This window comes from Catenovulum maritimum, from assembly GCF_001050375.1.
Taxonomy (GTDB): domain Bacteria; phylum Pseudomonadota; class Gammaproteobacteria; order Enterobacterales; family Alteromonadaceae; genus Catenovulum; species Catenovulum maritimum.
Map to the genome: position 1 here is coordinate 22,876 of NZ_KQ130483.1, position 24,471 is coordinate 47,346.

The following is a 24,471-nucleotide window of genomic DNA, read 5'->3' on the forward strand; positions in this document are numbered from 1 at the left end:
ACAAATGGAATACGAATTTAAGCAAGACATAACGGGTGACGCACTCGCAACCTGCCCTAGCGAATATGAGCTGTTTGGTGTTTGGTTAACGGACGAAGTTAACCAACTAAACCCTCAATTGCTAGAGATAAGTCGTGCTATCAATTCACTCATTGAAAAACAGATAAAATCTAAAGAATTCAAACATCAAAACTATATTTTGCGCATGAATCAATATGAAGTTGAGTTGGTTTATGGTGAAATAGCAGAAGATTTAGACAGAGTAGAAAACCCATCAGAAGAAGATGACTTTACTCTGTCATATCCTAACTTAATAAATGATACTGAATCTTCGTCTATGACTGGTTGTGGTTTAAGCGATTTTTCTAAGTTAATCCAAGAGTGGATAGAATTCATTTCATAGAGATAGCTAGTATCTAAATTTCATTCTAGCCTCATTAATAATTAGAAATTTATGAAACTTAAAAACCCAGTAAGCCAATTCAAACAAAATTTAGATAGCAAGATTAGAGAATCCGCAATTAATGCTGCTCGTTCAAGGATAATATTAGCAGGACTAAAAGCTGAATCTTTAAGTCCTGAAGAATTAGAGATCATAGTTAAAGAAGAAGAAGACAAAATTAAAAGTAAAATTAAGGAGAAAGGCCTATTTGCTATGGCTGCTGCATTAGGTCTTGGGTGGTGGATTTAATGATTGCCCCTTTATTGCGTTTAGGGTTAATGACCAGTTTTTTGATTAAGTATAAAAAGTTAATCGTTTTAACCTTAGTTATTATTATATTCATCACCTTAATACATTATATTCATCTAGATCTTAAAGAGTATTTTAATAGTCAAGATCTGACGCAATATTTGGGTTATGCTTTGTTAGCCAAGTGGCTATGTATTATTTCAACTTTGCTCGGTTATATATGGGGCTTCAAATATTTGTTAAAACCAAATCATAGCCAACCAAATATAAAGCAAAGTTCTAACACAAGTGTGCCAGATCCAAATATTGCTGATATGAAGAATGATCCATTTGAGGCGATCAGGCATAAAGCTAAGTTAAGATCCCGCTCTGACTTCGTACTAGAAACTAAAAAGAAGAACAAACATTAACGCTCGGACAAGCAACAAATATGATTATTGAAAGTCAGTTCAAACCTGCTTGGTGGTTGAAAAATCGTCACTGCCAAACAATTTGGCAAAAAATAGAAAGACGTAAATTAAAGTGTGAAACAATCGAGCAAACAATTGAGCTGGATGATGGTGACTTTATTCAGTTAAATTGGACTGAAAAGCCCAACAAAGATTGTAATAAACCAATTGTTTTAGTTTTACATGGATTAGAAGGTTCAATAAATAGTACCTACGCTAAAGGCATGATGAATGCCATAAAGCATAAAGGTTGGATTGGTGTGTTGTTACACTTTAGATCATGTGGTGGGCGCCCCAATAGACTGATGCGTGCGTATCATTCAGGTGAAACAACCGATTTAGCTTTCATTGCAAACTGGTTGAAAAAGCAATACCCAGAGACCCCGCTATCCTGCATCAGCTTCAGTTTAGGCGCTAATGTTCTTTGCAAGTATCTCGGTGAATCTGGGGAACTGGCGCCTTTTATTGCAAGTGTTGGTATCTGCCCACCGTTAGACTTAGCCGCAAGCTGCGTCAGAATCCAAAAAGGCTTCTCTAAGGTTTACCAGAAATACTTGCTCGATATGATGCTTGATAATATTACTCGTAAACTCCAAAGAGTCGATTTGTCTCATAAAATAAATATTTCACCTAAGGCCTTAAAATCAATAAAAAATTTATGGCAGTTTGATGATTTAATTACTGCACCATTACATGATTTTCATGACGCCAGTGATTATTATCAACAAAGCAGCGGTAAACAATTTCTCAAAAACATTCAAAAACCAACGTTACTTTTACATGCTCTAGACGATCCTTTTTTATCTAATAAAAGTGTTCCTAAATCGAGCGATTTATCTCATAGAGTCACATACGAAATGAGTAAATTTGGTGGACATGTCGGTTTTATTTCAGGAAAAACACCTTTCAAAGGTGAATATTGGATGGAAACTCGCTCACTAAGTTTTATAGAAAACCATTTATAAATCGGTTAGTACAAATTGTATTGCTATAAAATCACTAAGGTTTTAAAGCAATAAAATGTGTGTTTTTTATTCCAAGAATATAAAAAACACAGTTGCTTATTTTAATGTCAAAAACTCAGCTTTTACGAAATCAGGTAAGTGTTTATTAGCTTGGTGATAGTCTGACCACCCTTTATATGAGCCAACCAATAAATCTAATTGAAATAAGTTGTTCTCAAATGCCCCACCTTCGTCAGCTAAAATGACTAATCTTTGAAACTGTCCCGCTGGTGTATTTTCAGTTAATAATATTAAACGGCCTAAACCTAGATCTTTAATATTACCCGCAACCGTTACGTTGGGATAAATTGGAATTTTATGGTCGGGATCTTTACCATATCCCATAATGCTAGGTACTTGTTTGAAATACCAATATCTAGCTTGTTGATCCTTGTTTAATGCGTAATCATAGCTAATACCATTATTTCGGTGAACATTAAAAAATAGAGTTTTATTATCCATTTTATAAACAGCTGTTCCCTGTAACATTACGTCATGTAAACTTTTCTCAGTCAACCAAAGTAAAGGTTTAGCTAAATTATGCTTATCAAGAATGCCTTGCATTACGGCTTGTCGGCTATATTTATAACGTGTTAACTTGTTAGAAATGTCTTCAGCTTGTTCAAAACTTAGAGCTATTTCATCATAAGGTAATTGATAAATAGCTTGCTGATATTCGTTTTGTCGAGTTAACCTAGCATCGACTAATTTAGTATAATATTTAGTTAATAATATTTTATCTGTCGGGATTCTATTGAGCATAGATCGTTTATTAGGATTACTCGTTGTTGCCGCAATTTTGTGTGCCTGTGTTAAATCTGGCTGCCATCGCTGCAACTTGAAAACTCGCTTTAAATCTGCAATCTGATTTTTAGAATATTGTAATTGGCAAATATGCTTTAACGTTTTAATTATATTTTCAGGCGTCTCTTCAACCCCAGCGTTTTGACCTACCAATTGGGTACCCTGATAAAACTTACTCTTATTTATATAATCTAGAGTGTTGTTTGCCAATTGACATAAATTGGCGTTAATTAACTGCGTTTCACTTGCCAAAAGCTTACTTTGCGAAACTAAAACAATCAGAAAGCTGATGACAAATTTGAATTTACAGTATTTTTTTATATACAATTTATCTTATCCTTTTTGATTTATACTAAATTAATTAGGTTTCAGTTGTGCAGTAATTCAAATTACGTTTAATATTTACTGTACCTTGCTTAATATTAATGCCAACATTAGCTATTATTATCTTATAAAAAACATGGAATGTTTTGTCGTGAGGCAAGACTATGAAATTGAAAGAATATATAAACAAAATGGGCAATGCTTACGCTTTACCCGATACTTGTGTCAAATTACAACAAATGCTCAATGACGATTCAACTAATATTGATGACATTGCGCAGCTCGTATCTTATGATCCTATCATTTCTGGTCTTATTTTAAAGCTAGCTAATAGTGCCCTTTATAATTTCCCATCACAAATAGACACAGTTTCAAAAGCGATAAAGGTATTAGGTTCTGACGCTGTCTATAATTTAGTTATGGCTTGTGGAACTTCAGGTTCCCTAAGTAATATAAGTACTAAAGCAATTGATTTGGACTTATTTTGGCAACATAGCATTAATACAGGTTTAATTCTAAAAAAACTTGCTCATCATTACGACAAAAAACAAGCTGAGTTTTTATTTTTGCTTGGTCTAATGCATAATTTAGGGGAGTTAGTCGTCGCTAATTACACGCCTGAACTTGCAAAACAATGTAATCAGTTCGATAAAAAAACACAACCTTTCCAAGTTCAGCAATCAGTTTTAAGCTTCAGTTATACTAATTTAAGTGCAGAATTGCTAAGACACTGGAATTTTCCAGAAAAAATGATTGATGCTTTAAATAATGCTAACACCCCCATTAAAGCAGAGCCTGAACTCCTTTTATACTTTGCCTCTCGATTAGCATTAACAAACACTTATCCTGAATTGTATAGTGTTGAGTCGATAATCCCACAAGCAGTATTGAAGCACTATGGTTTAAGTGAAAAAGATATTGAAGAGTTATTAGAAATCGTCAATTTAGAAACATTTAGTGTATTTTCTTATATTAACCCAGGTGCATCTGCTATTTATTAACCCATTCAGCTAATTTAAGCCATAATTAGCTGATCCAATAAATATTTTAAGTCTTATATAGGAAATTTAAGATGCTAAAATTTTTAAAAATTTTCATATTACCTTTAGTTGGCATCAGTGCGGTTAGTTGTGGTGATAGTAATCAATCGCCTGACGACAAAGTAGCATTTTCTAATACCAATATTAATCAATTAGACGTTTCTGAAAAAAAATTCCCAAGTATCTTTAGCCGAAATATTCAAACGGAAACGCCTCAATTAGCCAGAAAATTTAGCGCGACAGCGAATATTATTTCTCCGACAACAGATTTCACTAAGATAACAAATAGCGATTGGACTACTACTTTTTCTCATTTAGCGAGTGACATAAGTGGAAATTTTTATACTCGCTTTAATTTAACGACTGAAGTAAGTAATACAGAACCTTTAACGGATATTTATTTAAGTTTTTCTAATTCAGATATCGCTTTAAAAGTTTGCTCACCTTGCGTTTCACCTTATGATTACACTGTCACTGGGGTAAATCCACTTGACTTTCAACTTTCGGATGGCGCTTTAACACTTGAATTGTGGGGTCAAGCAGAAAATGATGATGAGTCGACAATTCGCCTGCTAGGAAGCCAAACTTTTAATTGGAATAAACAAAATATAACTTTGGCATCTGAATATAAAAACAACAAGATAAGCTTAACATGGACGCAACCAACAGACGCCCACACTCGATATAATATTTACCTTGAAAACCTAGTATCAGGTAATAAAAATCAGAGATTATCTTATGTCGGAAATGCATTTGAAACAGATTACGATTTAGCAGATGGGGCGTTAAGCATACAAGTTACAGGGATAGATGCACACGGAGAAAGTGCTTTTTCAAATATAATAAACCTAAATAATACGGCCCCTGTTGCAACAACTGACACGTTTGAAGCAATAGAAGATACAAATTTAACCAACCAAAATATTTTAGCCAACGATTTTGACATAGATCAGCATTCTCTGACTGTGGCAACACAATCTATCGGTACATTTAGTACTGATAAAAATGGTCAAATTTCAATTGATATATCAGGTAATATAACTTATTTAGCAGCACAAAATTTCAATGGTATAGATAGTTTTAGTTATACACTGGTAGATCAACTTGGTTTAGAAAGTCAGGGACTGATTAATTTTATCGTCTCGAACGTGAATGATGCGCCAATAACATTAAATGACCTGATTACATTAGACACTGACAGTATTTTCATTAGTTATGCTGATTTATTTAGCAACGATTTGGATTTAGAAAATAGTCCACTGACGATAGCTAGTTTTAGCGCTCCGTTAAATGGCTCATTAACTCCGACGACAGGCGGTTTCAATTATCAAACTAACACAGGGTTTGTTGGCATTGATACCTTTACTTATTCAGCTAAAGATGCAGATGGTGCCCTATCTAATACTAGTCAAGTGTTTCTAAAAGTAGGTAGTACAGATAATACCCTATTAGCTGTTGACGATAATTTCACACTTAATGAAGATAGTTTTATACAGGCAAATTTAATAGCTAATGATTTATTTGAATCAGATATTGCAATTGAAATAAACTTTATACAAGCTGTCTCTCATGGGGTGCTAATACTGGGAGATAATGGCTCAATTACCTATACACCCAATGCAAATTTTACAGGTTCAGATAGTTTTGTTTACCAAATTGAGCAAGGCGGTCAAACCGCTCAAGCTTTAGTTAAACTATCAGTAAATAATATTAATGATGCCCCCCAAACCATAGCAGACGTATATACAGTCGATTCAGGCAATATTTTAGTCGTCAATAGTATGCTTGGCGTACTGGCTAACGATACTGATTTGGAATCAACAAGTTTAACCGCACAATTAGGTTCTAAAACGCCGAGTTCAGGTAGTTTAGATTTCAGTCAAGATGGTAGTTTTACTTACCAAGCTAGTAGTGATTTTGTTGGTACTATAGTATTTAGTTACTTAGCCCAAGATCAAGATGGTGCTGAGACCGAACAAGATGTAATGATTAACGTATTAGCAGCTAATAAAGTACCTGTGGCAAATAATAGCACCCAAACCATAGATGAAGATTTTGTATTAACCGCTCCATTTACAGCTTTAGCAAGTGATCCAGAATCGTCTCCGTTAACATTTAAAATATCAGTTCAACCAACAAACGGTTCGGTTGAAATTACCGATAGCGCAATCATCTACACTCCGAATGCTAACTTCAATGGCCAAGACTCTTATTCGTTTATTGCTAATGATGGGAAAGATGATTCAAATGAAGCAAAAATCACCATATTAGTAAATTCTGTCAATGATTCACCGGTTAAAGTAAGTGATGTGCCACTTGAAGTTAGTGAAGGCGCTATCCTAAATATTCCAGATTTGACCCAAATCATTAACGATCCGGACCAAGATACCTTAGTTTTTAGTCATATACAGAATGATATAACCTTAGGTACTGTTGAATTAATCGATAATCAAGTTAACTATACACCACCATCTAGCCTATCTGTCGACACTGTAGACTCATTTACAATTGCCGCGAATGATAATTTAGGTGGTTTAGTCAGTTTTACTTTCAATGTCAATGTGAAAGCCGTTAACGATAAACCACAAATTCAAGATGCGGAATTCAACATTACCGAAGACACTTCGCTAGTTATTACTCTTGACGACATTTCAAGTGATGAAGAAACGAGTTCGAGTGAATTAATATACAAAGTTGAATCAGTTTCTAGTGGTCACCCTATCGATGAAATTACTTTAATTTCTGGTAATACTTTAACTTACACGCCTAAATTAAATGATACTCAAGGTGACATTCTAAATCTAAGTGTGAATGACGGTGAGTTTACCGTCACGGCTAATATTACAATTAATATAAATCCAGTAAATGATGCACCTGTAACACAAGATGCTAGTTTTAATATAATCGCTACAGATCAAGTCAAAATTGATCTGTCTGAATATGTTACGGATGTCGACAGTGATAGCTTTAGCTTCCAGATTGTTGACAATGGCAGAACCGAAGGTGAAATAGGCACTGCTAGTCTCTCTGGAAATATTTTAACTTATAACGCCAGCGCTATTACAGATAATCAAACCGATTCTATTGTTTTTATCGCTTTAGATGATAATCAATTACCTTCGAATCAATCTAGCCTAGTTATCAATGTTGCACCTGAAACCCTACCGAGATTAATATCAAGTTCATCACTAGCACTTGAAAACGCGAGTAAGGTAATACTAGATGGTGATTTTGCATATGTCGCCAGCAATCAATTTATTAGTGTATACAATATTAGCGATAAAACAGCACCACAGCACATAATAGATTATCAAGCTAAGAATGAAATATTAGATTTAGAAATAGGAACCAACTTGCTATTTTTAGCTTTGGGTACTCATGGCGTTGAAATACTCGATATTACAACGCCAAGCCAAGTTAACCTGAAACAAGCCTTTGGAACCGAAGGTAAAGCACTTGATATAGCCATGCAAGGCGAAGTTATGTACCTTGCGGTAGATGATGCAGGTTTAGCTATCTACTACATAGGTAAGGCGAGTGAAACGCCGGTTAAACTAGATTCCTCTAGTTTGTTTGCTAATTTCAACCAAGTCTATTCAGTCTCGTATAATTTAAAATATCTAGTTTTAGCTACAGGCTCAGAGTTAATCATTATTGATCAAAATGATTTATTAAACACCGACAACAGCTTGAAATACTCGAATTATCAAGTTCCAAGTGGGACAACTAGTATTAGTTTATATGATGACAAATTACATTATAGTTGCAGCGCTTGCGGCTACGTGATTCTAGACATTTCACAATCGAATATTAATCAGATAACTCAATTATCTTCGACGACAAGTGTCAGTACAAACCAAATCTACCAAACGTTAGATAAAAGTTTTTTAATTGATGTAATGAATAATAACTCAGTCAAAATAACAGATCTGAGTTCACTGCAAATAACGCCAGTAGATTTAAATATAAATGAAGTAACAGGAATATCCGCTGATACAAGCTATATTTATACTGTTTCTAAACAAACTGGTCAGTTCAATATCATAAAATATCGAAACCTAGATAAAGTCATTATTCCTGATACAAGCGACATGACTGATGGGACGACAGGTTTCGAATCTCAATTTAATATGAGTTACACAAATTGGTTAGATAATAATAAACTAACCCAAGGCGCTTTGTTTAATATTGCTGCTATCGTCAATTTTAATAACCTAGTATCCAATACTGCAATGCCAGTTAAAGTAGACTTCAAAATTAATGATGAGTCTGTATATACGGATTCAAATTGGCCATACCATGCAGTGCTCACTGCTCCGGTAAGCGCTAGTATGAATATGTTAATATCTGTTGAATACAAGGGATTTACTCACAATTACAGCCTACCTAATATTACATTAGAAGTTGATTCCGATTCAGATGGCATTAATGATCTAGCCGAAACTCAAATTTACTCTAGTAATACAGAGTTAATCGACTCAGATGCCGATGGTTTATCAGACACAATTGAAAGGTTAATAAAAACAAGTATTAATGCACCAGATACAGATAGTGACGATATTAATGATGGAGATGAATATTTAGCAGGCACAGACCCTAAAAATGACGATACGACAGCTGCTAGTCTAACCGGTACTTCACCTAGCGATAATCAATTCGAGGTTTGTGAATTAACTAATATCTTTGTTAATTACAATGAAGCCGTTAAAGTTGCAGATATAGCTAACAATTTGATTAAAGTAACCGATTCGCAACTAAACGCAGTTACAGGGACATTAGAGCAATCGACTGATAAAATGTCATTCACCTTTACACCAAGCTCAAGTCTTATGCAAAATGAATCATATACTGTATCAGTATCAGCAGTTAAGGATTTAGCTGGAAATCAAACTCCTGGATTCAACCTGGGCTTTACCACAACGGCCTCTATTAGCTCAGCCTGTCTTTAAACTATTTAAGCTAGGGATTTGGTCCCTAGCTTATAAATAACCTAACATAATTCAATGATATCAAAATTAACTTTATTTAAACTTTTTACCCTTGCTTACTTTATTTTTACCAGTTTTTTATTTTTTAAACCTATCAATATAGAAGGCACTCAATTATTTCCACATTTTGATAAACTCGCTCACTGTCTGGTTTTTCTCTCTTTATCTTTTTTAGTTGAACTATGCATCAACAATAATCACAAACAAAAAATTGTTTACTTGGCTTGCTATGGCGCTTTAGTTGAAATTATTCAAGGCAGTTTCTTTAATAGAGAAATGAGTTTTCTAGATTGGTTAGCCGATATTCTTGGTATTGTTATTTTTTATTTTATTTTTTTTAAGACGAAATTCTCATGTATACGATTGTGGGTAATGGCGCAGTTGCGTCCTTGTTAACAGCTGCTTTATTTCAGCATAAGTTAAAATACCAAGTAATTTTAAAACCAGAGCATAAGGCAAGTTTTTACCAGTTAGCATGCCTTAATGCTAAACAATTAAAAGTTCCCTTACCTAGATATGACTTCAAAGAAAAAATTGATTTTTTAATTCTACCGATAAAAGCATACCAAGTTGAAAACACTTTAAAGCAATTAAAAAATCAACTAGAGCCCAATGCAACCTTAGTGCTATTACACAATGGCATGGGCACAGAAGAAATCGTAAATGAGCTATTACCCAATGCTAGGGTTATCTTAGCCACTACAACCCATGGCGCCTATAAACCCCAACTTAACCAAGTAAACCAAACCGGTCTCGGCGAGACTTATTTTGGCAGTACCACAGAACAAACAGCCAACCAGAAATTGAATGAGTTGATCAATGCTTGGCAACCAGCTTATTGGAGTCAAGATATAAGCCAAAAGCTATGGCTTAAACTCGCTATCAATACAGCGATTAATCCGCTCACCGCAATTTATCAGGTTAAAAATGGTGAATTATTAAAAGCTGATTGGCGTAATCAATTAATAGATATTGCCTATGAAATTAACCAAGCTGCGTTAGCTAAAAGTATTCATCTAACTCAAAATGATATTTTAGAGCAAATTTTAACGGTTGCTGACAAGACCAAAGATAATTTTTCATCAATGAATAGAGATGTATTCTATAAAAGAAAAACTGAAATAGATTTTATAAATGGATATTTATTGAATATTGCAGCTGAAAATCAACTTCAGCTGCCTACTATTGAAACTTTATATAACAAAGTTAAAGCGCTTGAGGTTGAAACACTTTAACGTTTTTATGACCCTGTTCAATCAAGTATAGAGCTTGTAGTTTACTCATGACGCCTTTTTTACAATACAATAAATACTCTTTAGATTGATCTAATTCAGAGTATTTATTGGCAATTTTAAAAAATGGGATATGAAGGATTTCTTGCCCCGCTATTTCTAATGGGTCACTCTCTTCTTCTTCATCTGACCTAACATCAATAATCACCTGGTTAGCGTTAAGTTCTGAGATGACCTCTACTTCCGATACAGTATCTTTTGCTTCAATGTTTAAATCTTTAATGTCATAAATTTTAGCATCATTGACGACTTGCTCAATTAACGGCATATGGAAATTTGCCTCTGTAGCTTCCACTTTATGCAAGGGTGCAGCAACATTCGGCTTTTGAGAAATAACGCCACAATATTCAGGCATAGTTTTGGCAAAATCTTCTGTGCCGATTTCTCGAGCAATATTAATAATATCTTGCTTATCCATAGCAACTAGTGGACGAACTATTAAGGTTTCACTCACTCTATCAATCACATTCAAATTAGTAACAGTTTGGCTTGAAACTTGACCTAAGGCTTCGCCAGTAACTAAAGCTTTAATCCCTAATTTTTCAGCGGCAATAGAAGCAGCTCTGACCATCATACGTTTGAGGACAACTCCCATTAAGCCAGAGTCTATATTTTCTAATATTTCAGCGACAACAGGCTGAAAATCAACAGCAACAAATTTAACTCGGTGAGATTCACCATATTTTTGCCATAAGAAATGAGAAACCTGCTTAACGCCAATTTCATGAGCACTGCCACCTAAATTAAAGAAGATATAATGCGTTTTCAGTCCGCGGCGCATCATTAAATAGGTAGAAACGCCCGAATCAAACCCACCAGAAATCAGAGATAAGACCGCATCTTGAGTAGCAATTGGGAAACCACCTAAACCAACATGCTGTTGAATGTTTAAAAATAGTTTTTGATTTGCCACTTCCAATTTAACCGTCACTTCAGGCTTAGTTAGTTGAACCCTAGCAGACTCAACATTTTGGTTTAGTGCACCGCCCACATACCTTTCTAAATCTTTTGAAGCAAAATCATGCGTTCCACGACGTTTTACTCGAACACAAAAACCTTTGTTTTCAATTGATTTACTAAAAAGCTGGCAAACTAAATCAGCAGTCGTATCAAAATCTGTGTATTCATACTCTTTGACTTCAATAAAATGAGTGATGCCAGGGATGCACTTTAACCTTTCAATTAATATGTCTCTTTTAGCTTCACAGCCTCTGACTTCAATGCAATCCCAGCTTTTTTTAACCCAAGCTTCATCATCTACTTTAATTAGAATATTCTTAATATTACTTTCTAATATTTTAGTAAAACGTAACCTAACCGAACGACTCTTAATAGAAATTTCAGGGTGCATTTTGACGATAAATTTGATCATAGGAAACGAATTACTCTAGCTGGGATTTAAAACGCAAGATTATATACCTAAACATGGGCACTTAGCTAGTTTAGGTGAAGTTGCAACTAGCCTAAAATTCAACAAATTGGAGGGCAACCTGAGCTAGATTAAATCTTTAGCTCAAGTTTGGTTTATTGGGCTACTGTAATCGGATCTGATTCTTTCGCTTTACCTTGCATGATAGAAATCTCAACCCTTCTATTCTTTCTACGATTGGTCAAAGTTGTATTTGGGACCAAAGGTCGAGTATCAGCATGACCCACAACAATTAATCGATGTGAATCAAAACCTGTGACTTTTACCATTTCATGGGCTACAGCAACGGCTCTTTTAGAAGATAAGTCCCAATTAGAAGAATACAATTCAGAAGTAACGTTTTGATTATCTGTATGTCCAGATACTGTTATTTCACCTGGTACTTGAGTCAATAAAGCAGCGACTTGTCTTATAATAGGCTTAAACTGAGACTGTAAAAATGCAGAACCCGATGGAAAGGCACCCTTTTCACGGATACGAATAATTATCTGTTGTCCCAAAGATTCTAATTCAATCGCACCATCAACTATCTGGTCTTCAAGCTGCTGAGCAATTTTTTTAACCAGCTCACTCACCTGCTCTTCAGAAGCCGTAGACTCAGCTTGAGATGCCTGTTGGCTTGCCGTTTCTTGTGCTGAGCCGCCTCTTTGGTTACCTCTTTGTTTTTGACGTCCGCCGGCTGAATCTTCATCTCCAGCTTCAAATTCCAATACTTGCTGCGTCATCTCAACCGTTTGCTGCTGAATCGTTTCAATTGGTGTTGGATCCGGTCTACCGGGTCTGAATTCTTGTGCAATAACGGACGTTCCTTTCGGAATATCTTTAATTTCTAATTTATTTTGAACACCAAAAGCAAATTTCATCGAACCAGCAATCTGCTTAAACTTAAGGACATCCATTTCAGAGAATGCAAGTAGGAGTACAAAAAAGCACATCAGTAGCGACATTAAATCAGCAAAAGTCCCCATCCACGCAGGTAACCCGGGGGGAGGACATTTACACGGAGGACAATCATCAGACATTATTAATCCCTACTCTTCTGGAACTGCACGTTTAGATTCAGCAATATAATTTTTCAAAATCCCTTCAATAACTCTTGGATTCTGACCATCTTGGATTCCTAATATTGCATCAAGAATTAAGCTCTGATTTAATTTTTCTTCTTCGGTTCTAATTTGTAATTTTCCCGCTAAAGGCAATGCGATAACGTTTGCCAAAAAAGCTCCGTATAAAGTTGTTAATAATGCAACTGCCATTGCAGGTCCGATAGCCTTTGGGTCATCCATGTTAGATAGCATAGCAACTAAACCAATAAGCGTACCTATCATACCCATTGCAGGTGCAACGTCGCCAAGTGCTTTTAATAGACCCACCCCAGCTTCATGACGCTCTGTTGTCAATAATATATCTTTAGATAAAGTTGCCTTTACGACTTCGCCATCATGTCCATCAACTAACATATCCACCCCTTTACGCATAAATGGATTGTCAATTTCAGCTTCTTCTAATGCTAAGAACCCACCTTTACGTGCAGCGTCAGCCATATCAACAGCCTTCTGAATTAATTCCTCAGGTGATTCTATTTTAAACATAAAGGCTTTGCCCATTATTTTGCCGATGCCAACAAACTGCCCCATTGTATAATTTGACATGACAACAAATATTGAGCCGACGAATACAATTAAAACTGATTGTACGTCCACAAACATCATTATATCGCCAGCTAAGAACATAGCTGCCAACACAAAACCTATTGCACCTAGTAGACCAATTAGCGTTGCTAAATCCACTGTTTCCTCCAAAGACAATAAGTAAACAAACTTATAGTGATAGTATTGATAAAAACCGTCAATAAATTAACTATAGTGCTGATTTATTGAGTTATTTAGTTATTAATTCTTTTCTTAGCAAATATTAAGCCGATGTTTTATAAAATATATATCGGCACAACTGTAATATTGTTTAACCTGAAGTTGGTAATAATGCATCTGGCCTTTGTTTTGAAATGACAAAAATTTATTCCATGATTCAAGTTAGCTACTTTTTCTTTATTGTATACGGGTTTATCAGATTAACCAAAAACTTGTCTATTTCTTTTTTAGCCTAAAATCAGCAATTTCATTTGACCCAAAAGCATAGCTAATGTAGTGTTTCGCCCTTTTATAATCGGCATTGCGAGATACATAAATGGCAGCTAAAAAACCTGAGAACATGAGCTTAGAAGAAAGTATGTCTGAGCTAGAAAACTTAGTCGGTCAACTAGAACATGGTGATCTCGCTTTAGAAGACGCACTCAAACAATATGAGCGTGGTATAGCTTTGGTCAGATCAGGTCAAAATAAGCTTGAAGCTGCCGAGCAAAAAATCAAAATTTTAAGTCAAACAAATGACGAATTTTCCCTATCAGACACTAGTTTAGAGAATTTAAAATAGATGCAGTTTAAAGACTCACTTGCTAATTTTAATATAAGTTTTACACAACAAGTTCAAGACTTGTTCGATCAACAACCAGAGTCTGTTTCGCCTAAACTATTATCAGCTATGCGTTACAGTGTAGAGAATGGTGGTAAGAGAATCAGACCTTATTTGATGGCTCTTATTGCTGAAACTATCGGTGTAAATTCAGATAAAATTCTACCTGCTGCACTGGCGCTAGAATGCATACATAGCTATTCACTTGTCCACGATGATTTACCGGCTATGGATGACGACAGTTTGAGACGCGGTAAACCTACATGCCATATTCAATTTGATGAAGCAACAGCAATTTTAGCCGGCGATGCATTACAAGCACTTGCTTTTTCTTTAATATCTAATGCTGATATTAGTGATAATGTAAAAGTATATTGGACCCAATGTTTAGCCAAACATTCTGGTTATTTAGGTATGTGCGGTGGTCAATCTTTAGACTTAATTGCTGAAAATGAACAAGTTGATTTAGCTCAACTAGAAAAGATACATAGTTTAAAGACTGGTGCATTACTAAAATGCGCTGCTAACATGGCCTGTGCTGCCAAGCCTGAGCTAAAGCTCTCTACATACCAGAAATTTGACCGTTTTACTGCACTGATAGGATTAGCTTTTCAAATTCAGGATGATATTCTAGACGTTGTTTCAACCACAGAGCTTCTAGGCAAACCACAAGGTTCTGATGAAAAACTGGCAAAGAGTACCTATCCTAGTTTGCTTGGATTAGAAGGCGCTAAGCAAAAAGCACAACAAGTTTACCAATCAGCACTAGAGCAATTGGCTGAAGTTCCATACAATACAGATTCCCTTGCTGCTTTTGCTGAATTTATAATAAATCGAAAATATTAAGTATTTCATGACAACTGATATTAGCCATTACCCTAGATTAAGATTAGTCAATGACCCTGATGATCTTAGAAGCTTGCCTGCAGATGAACTTCCTCAATTGGCAAATGAACTTCGTCAATTTTTATTAGCTTCTGTTAGCCAAAGCAGTGGGCATTTTGCTTCAGGTTTAGGTACTGTTGAATTAACCGTAGCTTTACATTATGTGTATAAAACGCCTTTTGATAAATTAATTTGGGATGTTGGTCATCAAGCTTATCCACACAAGATATTAACTGGTAGAAGAGATCGAATACATACAATTAGGCAATTAGATGGACTTCACCCTTTTCCTTGGAGAGAAGAAAGTGAATATGACACGTTAAGTGTTGGTCATTCTTCAACCTCTATCAGTGCTGCACTTGGTATCGCAATAGCGGCTAACAAAGAAAAACAAAATAGAAAAGTTGCTGCAATTATAGGTGATGGTGCGATTACTGCTGGTATGGCTTTCGAAGCGCTAAATCATGCAGGTTCTATCGATAGCGATATGTTAGTTATTTTAAATGATAATGATATGTCTATCTCTGAAAATGTTGGCGCACTTAATAATCATTTAGCAAAAATTCTTTCAGGTTCTGTTTATACTTCTTTTCGAGAAAGCGGTAAGAAATTACTAAGTAATGTGCCACCAATCAAAGAATTTGCAAGCAAAGCTGAAGAGCATATTAAAGGCATGCTTGCGCCAGGCACTATTTTTGAAGAGTTAGGCTTTAACTATATTGGCCCAATCGATGGCCATGATGTACTTGGTTTAGTTGAAACCCTTAAAAATATGCGCAATTTAAAGGGTCCTCAGTTTTTACACATAGTCACGAAGAAAGGCAAAGGCTATCGACCAGCAGAGCAAGATCCAATTGGCTATCATGCAGTACCTAAGTTCGATCCAAAGGTAACTGAACTGCCGCAGAAAAAACCAGCAAGCCCAACTTATTCTAAAATATTCGGTGATTGGCTATGCGATATGGCAACCAAAGACCCTAAACTCATGGCAATTACCCCCGCTATGAGAGAGGGTTCTGGTATGGTTAAATTCTCCAAATCTTATCCTGCACAATATTTTGATGTAGCAATCGCTGAACAGCATGCAGTCACGCTTGCAGCTGGTATGGCAATTCAAGGTTTAAAACCAGTAGTCGCCATATACTCTACTTTCCTTCAGCGCGGTTATGATCAATTAATACACGATGTTGCTTTGCAAAAATTACCTGTCTTATTCGCAGTTGATCGCGCAGGAATTGTTGGGGCTGATGGCCCAACACATCAAGGCACCTTTGATATTAGCTTCTTAAGATATATTCCCAATCTAGTCATTATGACGCCTTCTGATGAAAACGAATGTCGTCAAATGCTTTACACTGGTCATCAACTCAATTTACCTAGCGTAGTTCGCTATCCTAGAGGTACAGGTCCAGATTCGGATGTCCAAACCGAGATGCAAGCATTAGAAATCGGTAAATCAGTGACGAAGCGTAAAGGTCAAAAAATATCCATTTTAAACTTTGGAACTCTATGTCATTTTGCGCAAGAAGCAGCAGAGATTTTGGATGCGAGTTTAATTGACATGAGATTTGTCAAACCCATCGATGAATCAGCTATTGCTAAAGTATGTGACGAATACGAGTTAGTCGTCACACTTGAAGATAACTGTGTACAAGGTGGTGCAGGATCGGCAGTGCTTGAGTGTATTGCTAAACTAGGCAAGGCAAAACCTTGTTTGAATCTTGGTGTTCCGGATGAATTTTTAAAACACGGTAGCCAAGAAGAAATGTATCAATTATTAAAATTAGATGCTCAAGGTATCATAGATCAAATAACCGCTTTTCAATACGCGACATAAATAGCCAGCATTAAAATACGAAGGACTTAATGACGCTAAAAGGTATTGGTTTGTGAAGTCAATTGCACTTGCTTTGAGTTTAGAGTGTAAAATTTAGCGTTTAGAGAAAATAGAAGTGTTGGTTAATCATTGCTAGTCAGTTAATTATTAAAACAGGATACGATAAATGTTAAATATCGTATCCTGGATCAAACTTAACTCACTTTTTCAGCCATATAAACGGCGTATCTTGGCAGCGTGATTAAATTTTTGTCTTTTTGTCCTTGCGACAAATCAAAAGCTAGTTTAATTGCTTGCAGCTCAGCTTCAGATTCAAAATTTTGTTCCTCAGCAGATAAATTTAATGCCACTAACCAAGTCTTACCTTCAAAGCTTCGTTCAAAGCATAAAACTGATTCATTAACTGAAATAAACTCAATGTCACCTAACTTTAAAATATCTTGTTTTGAACGCCACTTCATCCAACTTTGATAAAATGTGAGGATAGATTTAGGATCACCACTTTGTTGGTCAACTGACAATGCTCTATGGTCTGCAGGAATAGGTAACCAAGGTTTACTATCGCTAAAACCAGCTTCTGATTCAGATTCTTGCCAAGGCATAGGCGTTCGACAACCATCCCTACCTTTAAATTTAGGCCAAAACTCTATGCCATACGGGTCTTGCAGTTGTTCAAATGAAACATATGCTTCTTCTAAACCAAGCTCTTCACCTTGGTAGCTACAAACAGTGCCTTTTAAGCTACTGACGAGTACTGTAAGCATTTTTGCAAGTTGTTTGTCTGAGGCATTGTCTTTACCCCATCTAGTCACTACTCGTTCGACATCGTGATTACTAATAGCCCAACATGGCCAACCATCTTTCATGGTATTTTCAAGCTGTTTTACTGTGTTACTAATATGCTCTACAGTAAAATCATCTGTTAACAATTCAAAACTATACGCCATGTGCAAACGTTTATTATCTGCAGTATATTCAGCCATAGTCTGAATAGAGTCTTCCGAACTGATTTCACCTAGCGCAGTTGTACCAGGATATTTATCTAACAGTTGACGTAGCGATTCAATAAAAGCTAGATTTTCCGGCTGAGTGTTATTGTGATAATGGTACTGGTATGCGTATGGATTGTCAGGAGAAAAACCTCGACCATTACGCTCATGTATTGGCTTTGCTGGATTGTCACGTAAAAATTTATCGTGAAAACAAAAATTAACAGCATCCAAACGCAAACCATCAACGCCTTTCTTTAGCCAGTATTCTACATTTTCTAACACTGCTTTTTGTACTTCTGGATTATGAAAGTTTAAGTCCGGTTGTGATGATAAAAAGTTGTGAAGATAATATTGTTGTCTTCTAGAATCCCATTTCCAGCCCATACCGCCAAAAATAGATAACCAATTGTTAGGTGGCATACCATCCGCTTTAGAATCAGCCCACACATACCAATCGGCTTTGGGGTTTAGTCTATTTTGACGGCTTTCAGCAAACCACTCATGCTGATCTGAGGTATGACTCAAAACCTGATCTATCATGACTTTCAGCCCTAACTTATGGGCTTTCTCTAACAAGTGGTCAAAGTCATCCATATTGCCAAATAAAGGATCGACTGCTTTATAGTCACTTATATCATAGCCAAAATCTTTCATTGGCGATTTAAAAAATGGAGATATCCAAATTGCGTCTACTCCTAAATCAGCTATGTAATCAAGCTTTTCGGAAATACCGCGTAAATCACCAACCCCATCATTATTCGCATCGTAAAATGAGCGCGGGTAAATTTGATATATTACAGCGCCTCTCCACCATTCATGCTGATTCATAACATGACCTCTTTTCGTTTGTTTATCAATCTGAGTTATAGAATAGAAGATGTCACCGTGACTATTCAATCTAATGCAATCGTATGCATAAATCACAATGTTAACGCATTATCTGACGTTCTAACAAAGAATTAAAAATATATTCCTTATAAAACAGTTATATAAACTTAACCCGCTTCAAATTTATAAACATTTTATCAACAATAATTCAAACTTGAATACGTATGCATAAAGTTGTCAACAATTGGGCCTAGGCTATATATTTGTTAAATCGAATGAAATAGTAACTAAGTCATTTATTTATATTCTTAATAATGCTTTTTAAAAGATTATTTTAGATTCGATTTTTAAAAAATTTATTAACAACTATGCTTATGTTTAGTCGTTACAGCTATAGATGAGAAGTCACATGAACGAAAAACCGCAGTTATCTTTTTGGCAAATATGGAATATGTGCTTTGGATTTTTAGGAATTCAATTTGGCTTTGCTTTACAAAATGCAAATGTCAGTCGGATATTTCAAAGTTTAGGCGCAGACATTGAAGAAATACCTATCTTATGGATTGCAGCGCCAATAACAGGTTTGGTTGTTCAACCTATCATAGGATATTTAAGTGACAAAACATGGTGTAGCTTAGGCAGAAGGAGGCCCTTCTTTTTAATTGGCGCTATATTGTCATCTATTAGCTTAGTCTTTATGCCTAACTCACCCAGTTTATGGATTGCTGCAGGTATGCTGTGGGTTTTAGATGCTTCAATTAATATTTCAATGGAGCCATTCCGAGCTTTTGTTGGTGATAATTTAAATAAAAAGCAACGTCCGCTTGGTTACTCAATGCAAAGTTTGTTTATTGGTTTAGGCGCAGTTGTTGCTTCTGCATTACCATGGATAATGACCAATTGGTTTGACGTTAGCAATGAGGCGGTTGCCGGTGAAATCCCTGATTCAGTAAAATACGCATTCTATTGGGGTGCGGCAGTGTTATTAGTTGCGGTTGGTTGGACTATAGTCAGCAGTAAAGAGTACAGCCCTGAAGAATTAGCTAGCTTTAACAACGAAACAATTGAACAACAAAGAACAATATTCAGTAACGATAAGTTCAAAAAGCCAACGCTGCTTATGATGAGCACAGGTGTTATTTTCACCGCTGCAATTTTATTGTTAGATTTAGAAAAACAACTCTATATTTTGTCATTAGGCTTAATTGCTGTCGCGACTTGCTTTTTAGTCGCAGATAAGATGATAGCTGCGAATAAATTTAATAATGGTTTTGCAGCTATAATGCACGATTTAATTAACATGCCATCGACTATGAAGCAGCTTGCTATTGTACAATTTTTTAGCTGGTTTGCATTATTTGCCATGTGGATATATACCACCTCAGCTGTTACTGATTTCCACTTTGGTAGCCAAGAGGCAAACGATCTTGCTTACAACCAAGGTGCAAATTGGGTCGGTGTATTATTTGCGGCTTATAACGGTTTCGCAGCTATCGCAGCAATATTTATACCTAAACTTGTCAGTACATTCGGCATTAAACAAGCGCACGCAATTAGTTTAACGCTAGGCGCATTAGGCTTTTTAAGTTTCATTTTGATTAAAGATCCAGATTGGTTATTAGTTTCTATGGTGGGCGTTGGTTTCGCTTGGGCATCTATTTTATCACTGCCATATTCTATGCTATCCAATAGTTTACCCTCTCATAAAATGGGTGTCTTTATGGGCATTTTTAACTTCTTCATCGTTATACCACAGATATTGGCAGCCTCGATCTTAGGCATTTTACTTTCTATTATTAATTCAGGTGCAATTGCAGCGTTAATGATAGGAGCTGTGAGTCTAGTGATAAGTGCTATTTTTACATTAAGAACTAAATTATAAAACATTTAACAAAGAGACTTAATAATGAAAAAACATTTCAAAACAAATCATTTAATATTTAGTGTTGCTGCAAGTGTCTTAATATCCGGTTGCCAATCTACTCCAAAGGAAATGGCCAAAGAGTACTATGGAACTAAAAATCAATTTGCTCAAGAGTCTGTATATTTCCTGATGACTGACAGATTTGTCGATGGCGATAAAAATAATAATTACCCAAATCAAGGCGGTAAACATAAAACATTTGACCGACCACTAATCAGCAAAGATGGTAGTCAATCTGCTAACGTAGGCTACATGGGCGGTGATTTTAAAGGTATAGCTAATAATATAGATTACATCACAGATATGGGCTTCACAGCGCTATGGATTACGCCTATTGTTGATAACCCTGACATGGCATTCAATGGCGGTGAGAAAATTGAATTTGGTGGTCAATTTAAAGATGGTGGCAAAACAGGATATCACGGTTACTGGGGAGTCAATTTCTTTAAAGAAGACGAACACTTAGTTTCTGCTGACTTAAATTACCAGCAACTAAACAAAAAATTAAAACAAAATGGCGTTAAACCAATATTAGACATAGTACTTAATCATGGTTCTCCATCCTTTACGATGAAAGAGGATTTGCCAAAGTATGGTGAGATATATGACAAAGCTGGTAATTTAATTGCGGACCATCAAAATATTCACCCAACAAAACTAGATTTAAATAACCCTCTGCACAAATTTTTTCATAACAAGACAGATTTAGTACAGCTTTCTAATATAAATGAAGACAATCCAGCAGTTTTGGATTATTTCGTTGAAGCTTATTTACAATGGATAGACCAAGGAGCGGAAGCCTTTAGAATTGATACGATTAGACATATGCCTCATCATTTATGGAAGGCGTTTAGTGATAGAATTAGAGCAAAACATCCTAACTTTTTTATGTTTGGAGAAAGTTTTGAATATGAAGCAACTAAAGTAGCTCAGCACACACTACCTAAAAACGGCGAAGTCAGTGTTTTAGATTTCCCTGGGCAAAAGTTAATGACGCAAGTATTTGAAAATAAGGAGTCTTCTTACACAGAAATTCTAGATTATTTATATCTAACACATGGTCCATATCATAATCCTTATGATTTGATGACGTTTTATGATAACCATGATATGGCCCGTATGAATGCAGACGAGAATGGGTTTATTGATGCAAATAATTGGCTAATGACCTCACGAGGGATACCAGTAGTCTATTACGGTTCTGAGATTGCTTTTCAGGCAGGTTTAAAGGAACACTTTGGTAATAGAAACTATTATGGCCAAGCTAATATAGATAAAGCGCCTAACTCGACTGTCTATAAAAATTTAAAGAGAATTAACCTAGTCCGAAAAAACACACCTGCTTTACAAAGTGGTTTACAAGCAAACATCGAATTCACTAAAGACACAGCTAGTTTTTTACGAGTTTTACAACTTGATGGTGTAGAGCAGATGGCTTTAGTTTTATTAAATAAATCAGGCGAAGACAAAACAATTTCGATTGATAAATATTTAACTAATGGTAAATGGCAGAGTCAAATTACAAACTCAAGCCATATCGTTGAAAACAATATGCTAGAAATTAAAGTACCAGCACATGGTGTAGACGTTTTAGTCCTAAACAAAACACCTGAAAACAAAGCACTGATAGCTGAATTAGATAGATTAATGCTAAACAAATAATCCTTGTTATTCGAGGGGTTAATTAATTAACCCCTCCGCATGACTGCCTCACGATTAATTTAGCTGGGATAAGTGCTGAATCAACGTCAATCTTATGTATCTTTTTAATTAAGGCTTCAACTAACATCTCACCTGCAAGTTTAGTGTTTTGTTGCATAGTCGTCAGTTGTGGCGTGGTTAAATGCGAGACAGGTATATCATCAAAGCCTACAATGGCTAAATCTTCTGGCACTTTCATACCAACTTTCTGAAAAGCTCTAAGAGCACCTACAGCAATCATATCTGAAGCACCAAATACAGCATCAATCCTGGCATTATTTCGAACTAATTTCATCGCCGCATCCCAACCAGAATCTTCAGTCGAAATGGCATGTACTTGATTTTCAGCAATGATGTCTAATCCATGATCAGTTAAGGCTTTGCAATGGCCAAGATATCTATCTCTAAACTCTGGAGAATGTTCAGATGAATCGCCTAAAAATGCAAAATGTTTAAAACCTTTATCGATCAAGTGTTTGGTAATGACATAACCACCTTCAAAATTATCACAACCAAATGAACTACCCGGTTGTCCTTCAACTATTGTTCCGTAACGTACAAAATGTGTACCCTGTTCATTTAACTGAGTCAATTTAGCTTCATAGTCGACGTAATCACCGTACCCTAACAAAATGATGCCATCCGCTTTTGATGCATCTTCATAATCAGCATGCCAATCTTCACTTAGTTGCTGAAAAGAAACGAGTAAATCATAACCACTCTTTGCAGCCGCTCTGGTAATGCAACCAAGTATAGATAAAAAGAAAGGATTTATCATAGATTCATCAGATGTAGGGTCTTCAAATAATAATAAAGCTAAAGTACCTGTCTGCTGAGATCTTAAATTACTCGCATTTTTATCAACTTTATAGTTAAGTTCCTTTGCAAGTTGTTGAATTTTGTTTCTGGTTTCTTCATTAACTAATGGGCTATTTCTCAATGCTCTTGATACTGTTGATTGAGAGACACCTGCTTTGTACGCTATATCTAGTGAAGTTGCTTTAGATTTCATGCTATGGGTACCTATCAAAGGTGATATTTATTTTTAATTATAATAAGTTAATAGCTCAAATTTATTGTTTTTACAATACGTTATAAGTTTTTATACAAAAAAGTGACAAGCTTATACAAAAAAGCCACCTAAAAGGTGGCTTTTGTAGATATTGATAAATTATACGTTGTTAGCAGCTTTAGCTAACTCTGTAATTTTTTTCCAATCTCCAGCTTCAACTACATCATTTGGCACTAACCATGAACCGCCAACACAACGGACATTTGGTAATGCTAAATAATCTTTATAGTTTGATGGGCTAATACCACCTGTAGGGCAGAAATTGATATGAGGTAATGGTCCACCAATAGACTTAAGTGCGTTTACACCACCATTTGATTCTGCAGGGAAAAACTTAAAGCAATCATAGCCATGATCCATACCCATCATTAACTCAGATATAGTAGAGATACCTGGTAATAATGCAGTTTTACCTAAATTTGCAGCATCAAGTAACTTTGGTGTTAAACCTGGGCTAATTGCAAATTGAGCACCACGATCTTCAACTGCTTTTAACTGTTCAAGATTTGTCACAGTGCCCGCACCAGTAATGCTTTCAGGAAATTTTTGTGCGATTAACTCAATCGCATCAAGCGCACATTCTGTACGTAAAGTAATTTCAAATACTTTAGTACCACCTTCTAATAATGCTTCAGCAACAGGAACTGCGTGTTCAAGTTTTTTAAAAACTAATACTGGTACAACTTTTCCAGCATTCATAACGTCTAGAGGTTGCATAGACCAATTTCTTGTAGTCATT

At 35.7% G+C, this 24,471-nt stretch carries 20 protein-coding genes; 13 read left to right on the plus strand and 7 right to left on the minus strand.

The annotated features are described in order from the left end of the window. Nucleotides 1-4 precede the first annotated feature (4 nt). The 4 genes from XM47_RS02635 to XM47_RS02650 are packed head-to-tail and all read left to right on the plus strand — an operon-like array spanning nt 5 to nt 2,105. Complete coding sequence (locus XM47_RS02635; RefSeq protein WP_048689290.1) at nt 5-403, plus strand: YacL family protein; 399 nt, start codon at nt 5-7, stop codon at nt 401-403. 51 nt (nt 404-454) lie between these two features. Next, a complete protein-coding gene (locus tag XM47_RS02640; RefSeq protein WP_048689292.1) occupies nt 455-691 on the plus strand; it encodes a hypothetical protein in 237 nt (78 codons plus the stop codon). Continuing rightward, nucleotides 691-1,101, plus strand: a complete 411-nt coding sequence (locus XM47_RS02645; protein WP_048689294.1) for a hypothetical protein — start codon at nt 691-693, stop codon at nt 1,099-1,101. The genes XM47_RS02640 and XM47_RS02645 overlap by 1 nt, the downstream gene beginning before the upstream one ends. A gap of 20 nt (nt 1,102-1,121) precedes the next feature. Further along, a complete protein-coding gene (locus XM47_RS02650; RefSeq protein WP_048689297.1) occupies nt 1,122-2,105 on the plus strand; it encodes a hydrolase in 984 nt (327 codons plus the stop codon). A 96-nt stretch (nt 2,106-2,201) separates the two neighbouring features. On the opposite strand, the gene XM47_RS02655 is transcribed toward XM47_RS02650, so the two are convergent. Continuing rightward, a complete protein-coding gene (locus tag XM47_RS02655; protein ID WP_172656492.1) occupies nt 2,202-3,101 on the minus strand; it encodes an MltA domain-containing protein in 900 nt (299 codons plus the stop codon). 335 nt (nt 3,102-3,436) lie between these two features. Between XM47_RS02655 and XM47_RS02660 the strand changes: the two genes are divergently transcribed. The 4 genes from XM47_RS02660 (at nt 3,437) to XM47_RS02675 (ending at nt 10,535) form a co-directional block, all read left to right on the plus strand. Next, a complete protein-coding gene (locus XM47_RS02660) occupies nt 3,437-4,273 on the plus strand; it encodes an HDOD domain-containing protein (RefSeq protein ID WP_048689298.1) in 837 nt (278 codons plus the stop codon). 71 nt (nt 4,274-4,344) lie between these two features. Beyond that, nucleotides 4,345-9,261, plus strand: a complete 4,917-nt coding sequence (locus tag XM47_RS02665; RefSeq protein WP_048689301.1) for a tandem-95 repeat protein — start codon at nt 4,345-4,347, stop codon at nt 9,259-9,261. A 54-nt stretch (nt 9,262-9,315) separates the two neighbouring features. Beyond that, on the plus strand, nt 9,316-9,696 hold the full coding sequence (locus XM47_RS19500) for a VanZ family protein (RefSeq protein WP_048689304.1): 381 nt from the start codon (nt 9,316-9,318) through the stop codon (nt 9,694-9,696). Beyond that, nucleotides 9,654-10,535, plus strand: a complete 882-nt coding sequence (locus XM47_RS02675) for a ketopantoate reductase family protein (RefSeq protein WP_077066453.1) — start codon at nt 9,654-9,656, stop codon at nt 10,533-10,535. Before XM47_RS19500 ends, XM47_RS02675 begins: the two co-directional genes overlap by 43 nt. Here XM47_RS02675 and thiI read toward each other — a convergent pair. The 3 genes from thiI to pomA form a co-directional block, all read right to left on the minus strand. After that, the gene (gene thiI / locus XM47_RS02680) at nt 10,507-11,961 is read right to left on the minus strand and encodes a tRNA uracil 4-sulfurtransferase ThiI (protein ID WP_048690047.1); all 1,455 of its coding nucleotides are present in this window, start codon (nt 11,959-11,961) and stop codon (nt 10,507-10,509) included. The two genes, XM47_RS02675 and thiI, sit on opposite strands and share 29 nt — an antisense overlap. 155 nt (nt 11,962-12,116) lie before the next feature. Next, nucleotides 12,117-13,043: a flagellar motor protein MotB gene (locus XM47_RS02685; protein WP_048689308.1), complete on the minus strand. Its 927-nt coding sequence runs from the start codon at nt 13,041-13,043 to the stop codon at nt 12,117-12,119. 9 nt (nt 13,044-13,052) lie between these two features. After that, complete coding sequence (gene pomA / locus XM47_RS02690) at nt 13,053-13,811, minus strand: flagellar motor protein PomA (RefSeq protein ID WP_048689311.1); 759 nt, start codon at nt 13,809-13,811, stop codon at nt 13,053-13,055. Between the two features lie 397 nt (nt 13,812-14,208). Between pomA and XM47_RS02695 the strand changes: the two genes are divergently transcribed. Genes XM47_RS02695 through dxs form a run of 3 tightly spaced genes read left to right on the plus strand, consistent with a single transcriptional unit; the run spans nt 14,209 to nt 17,215 of the window. Continuing rightward, entirely contained in the window at nt 14,209-14,454 is a 246-nt protein-coding gene (locus tag XM47_RS02695) for an exodeoxyribonuclease VII small subunit (protein WP_048689314.1), read from the plus strand. After that, entirely contained in the window at nt 14,455-15,339 is an 885-nt protein-coding gene (locus XM47_RS02700; protein ID WP_048689316.1) for a farnesyl diphosphate synthase, read from the plus strand. A 7-nt stretch (nt 15,340-15,346) separates the two neighbouring features. Next, on the plus strand, nt 15,347-17,215 hold the full coding sequence (gene dxs / locus XM47_RS02705) for a 1-deoxy-D-xylulose-5-phosphate synthase (RefSeq protein ID WP_048689319.1): 1,869 nt from the start codon (nt 15,347-15,349) through the stop codon (nt 17,213-17,215). Nucleotides 17,216-17,409: 194 nt separating this feature from the next. Here the strand turns inward: dxs and XM47_RS02710 are convergent, their stop codons facing one another. Further along, nucleotides 17,410-19,035 carry an alpha-glucosidase family protein gene (locus XM47_RS02710; protein WP_048689321.1) on the minus strand — a complete coding sequence of 542 codons (1,626 nt, stop codon included), beginning with the start codon at nt 19,033-19,035 and terminating at the stop codon, nt 17,410-17,412. Between the two features lie 409 nt (nt 19,036-19,444). Here XM47_RS02710 and XM47_RS02715 point away from each other — a divergent pair, with 409 nt between their 5' ends. After that, nucleotides 19,445-20,917 carry an MFS transporter gene (locus XM47_RS02715; protein WP_245623408.1) on the plus strand — a complete coding sequence of 491 codons (1,473 nt, stop codon included), beginning with the start codon at nt 19,445-19,447 and terminating at the stop codon, nt 20,915-20,917. Nucleotides 20,918-20,941: 24 nt separating this feature from the next. After that, complete coding sequence (locus XM47_RS02720; protein WP_048689326.1) at nt 20,942-22,621, plus strand: alpha-amylase family glycosyl hydrolase; 1,680 nt, start codon at nt 20,942-20,944, stop codon at nt 22,619-22,621. A 22-nt stretch (nt 22,622-22,643) separates the two neighbouring features. On the opposite strand, the gene XM47_RS02725 is transcribed toward XM47_RS02720, so the two are convergent. Both XM47_RS02725 and XM47_RS02730 read right to left on the minus strand, forming a co-directional pair. Continuing rightward, nucleotides 22,644-23,672: a LacI family DNA-binding transcriptional regulator gene (locus XM47_RS02725; protein WP_048689329.1), complete on the minus strand. Its 1,029-nt coding sequence runs from the start codon at nt 23,670-23,672 to the stop codon at nt 22,644-22,646. A gap of 159 nt (nt 23,673-23,831) precedes the next feature. Continuing rightward, nucleotides 23,832-24,470 carry a bifunctional 4-hydroxy-2-oxoglutarate aldolase/2-dehydro-3-deoxy-phosphogluconate aldolase gene (locus XM47_RS02730; protein WP_048689330.1) on the minus strand — a complete coding sequence of 213 codons (639 nt, stop codon included), beginning with the start codon at nt 24,468-24,470 and terminating at the stop codon, nt 23,832-23,834. Nucleotide 24,471 lies beyond the last annotated feature (1 nt).

Bases quoted from the DNA above. Each gene is read 5' to 3' on its own strand.
- XM47_RS02665 (WP_048689301.1), top strand. From the start codon at position 4,345: ATGCTAAAATTTTTAAAAATTTTCATATTACCTTTAGTTGGCATCAGT.
- XM47_RS02715 (WP_245623408.1), top strand. From the start codon at position 19,445: ATGAACGAAAAACCGCAGTTATCTTTTTGGCAAATATGGAATATGTGC.
- XM47_RS02685 (WP_048689308.1), bottom strand. From the start codon at position 13,043: ATGTCTGATGATTGTCCTCCGTGTAAATGTCCTCCCCCCGGGTTACCT.
- XM47_RS02660 (WP_048689298.1), top strand. From the start codon at position 3,437: ATGAAATTGAAAGAATATATAAACAAAATGGGCAATGCTTACGCTTTA.
- XM47_RS02650 (WP_048689297.1), top strand. From the start codon at position 1,122: ATGATTATTGAAAGTCAGTTCAAACCTGCTTGGTGGTTGAAAAATCGT.
- XM47_RS02640 (WP_048689292.1), top strand. From the start codon at position 455: ATGAAACTTAAAAACCCAGTAAGCCAATTCAAACAAAATTTAGATAGC.
- XM47_RS02700 (WP_048689316.1), top strand. From the start codon at position 14,455: ATGCAGTTTAAAGACTCACTTGCTAATTTTAATATAAGTTTTACACAA.
- XM47_RS02725 (WP_048689329.1), bottom strand. From the start codon at position 23,672: ATGAAATCTAAAGCAACTTCACTAGATATAGCGTACAAAGCAGGTGTC.
- XM47_RS19500 (WP_048689304.1), top strand. From the start codon at position 9,316: ATGATATCAAAATTAACTTTATTTAAACTTTTTACCCTTGCTTACTTT.
- XM47_RS02645 (WP_048689294.1), top strand. From the start codon at position 691: ATGATTGCCCCTTTATTGCGTTTAGGGTTAATGACCAGTTTTTTGATT.
- XM47_RS02675 (WP_077066453.1), top strand. From the start codon at position 9,654: ATGTATACGATTGTGGGTAATGGCGCAGTTGCGTCCTTGTTAACAGCT.
- XM47_RS02635 (WP_048689290.1), top strand. From the start codon at position 5: ATGGAATACGAATTTAAGCAAGACATAACGGGTGACGCACTCGCAACC.
- XM47_RS02710 (WP_048689321.1), bottom strand. From the start codon at position 19,035: ATGAATCAGCATGAATGGTGGAGAGGCGCTGTAATATATCAAATTTAC.
- XM47_RS02720 (WP_048689326.1), top strand. From the start codon at position 20,942: ATGAAAAAACATTTCAAAACAAATCATTTAATATTTAGTGTTGCTGCA.
- XM47_RS02730 (WP_048689330.1), bottom strand. From the start codon at position 24,470: ATGACTACAAGAAATTGGTCTATGCAACCTCTAGACGTTATGAATGCT.
- dxs (WP_048689319.1), top strand. From the start codon at position 15,347: ATGACAACTGATATTAGCCATTACCCTAGATTAAGATTAGTCAATGAC.
- XM47_RS02695 (WP_048689314.1), top strand. From the start codon at position 14,209: ATGGCAGCTAAAAAACCTGAGAACATGAGCTTAGAAGAAAGTATGTCT.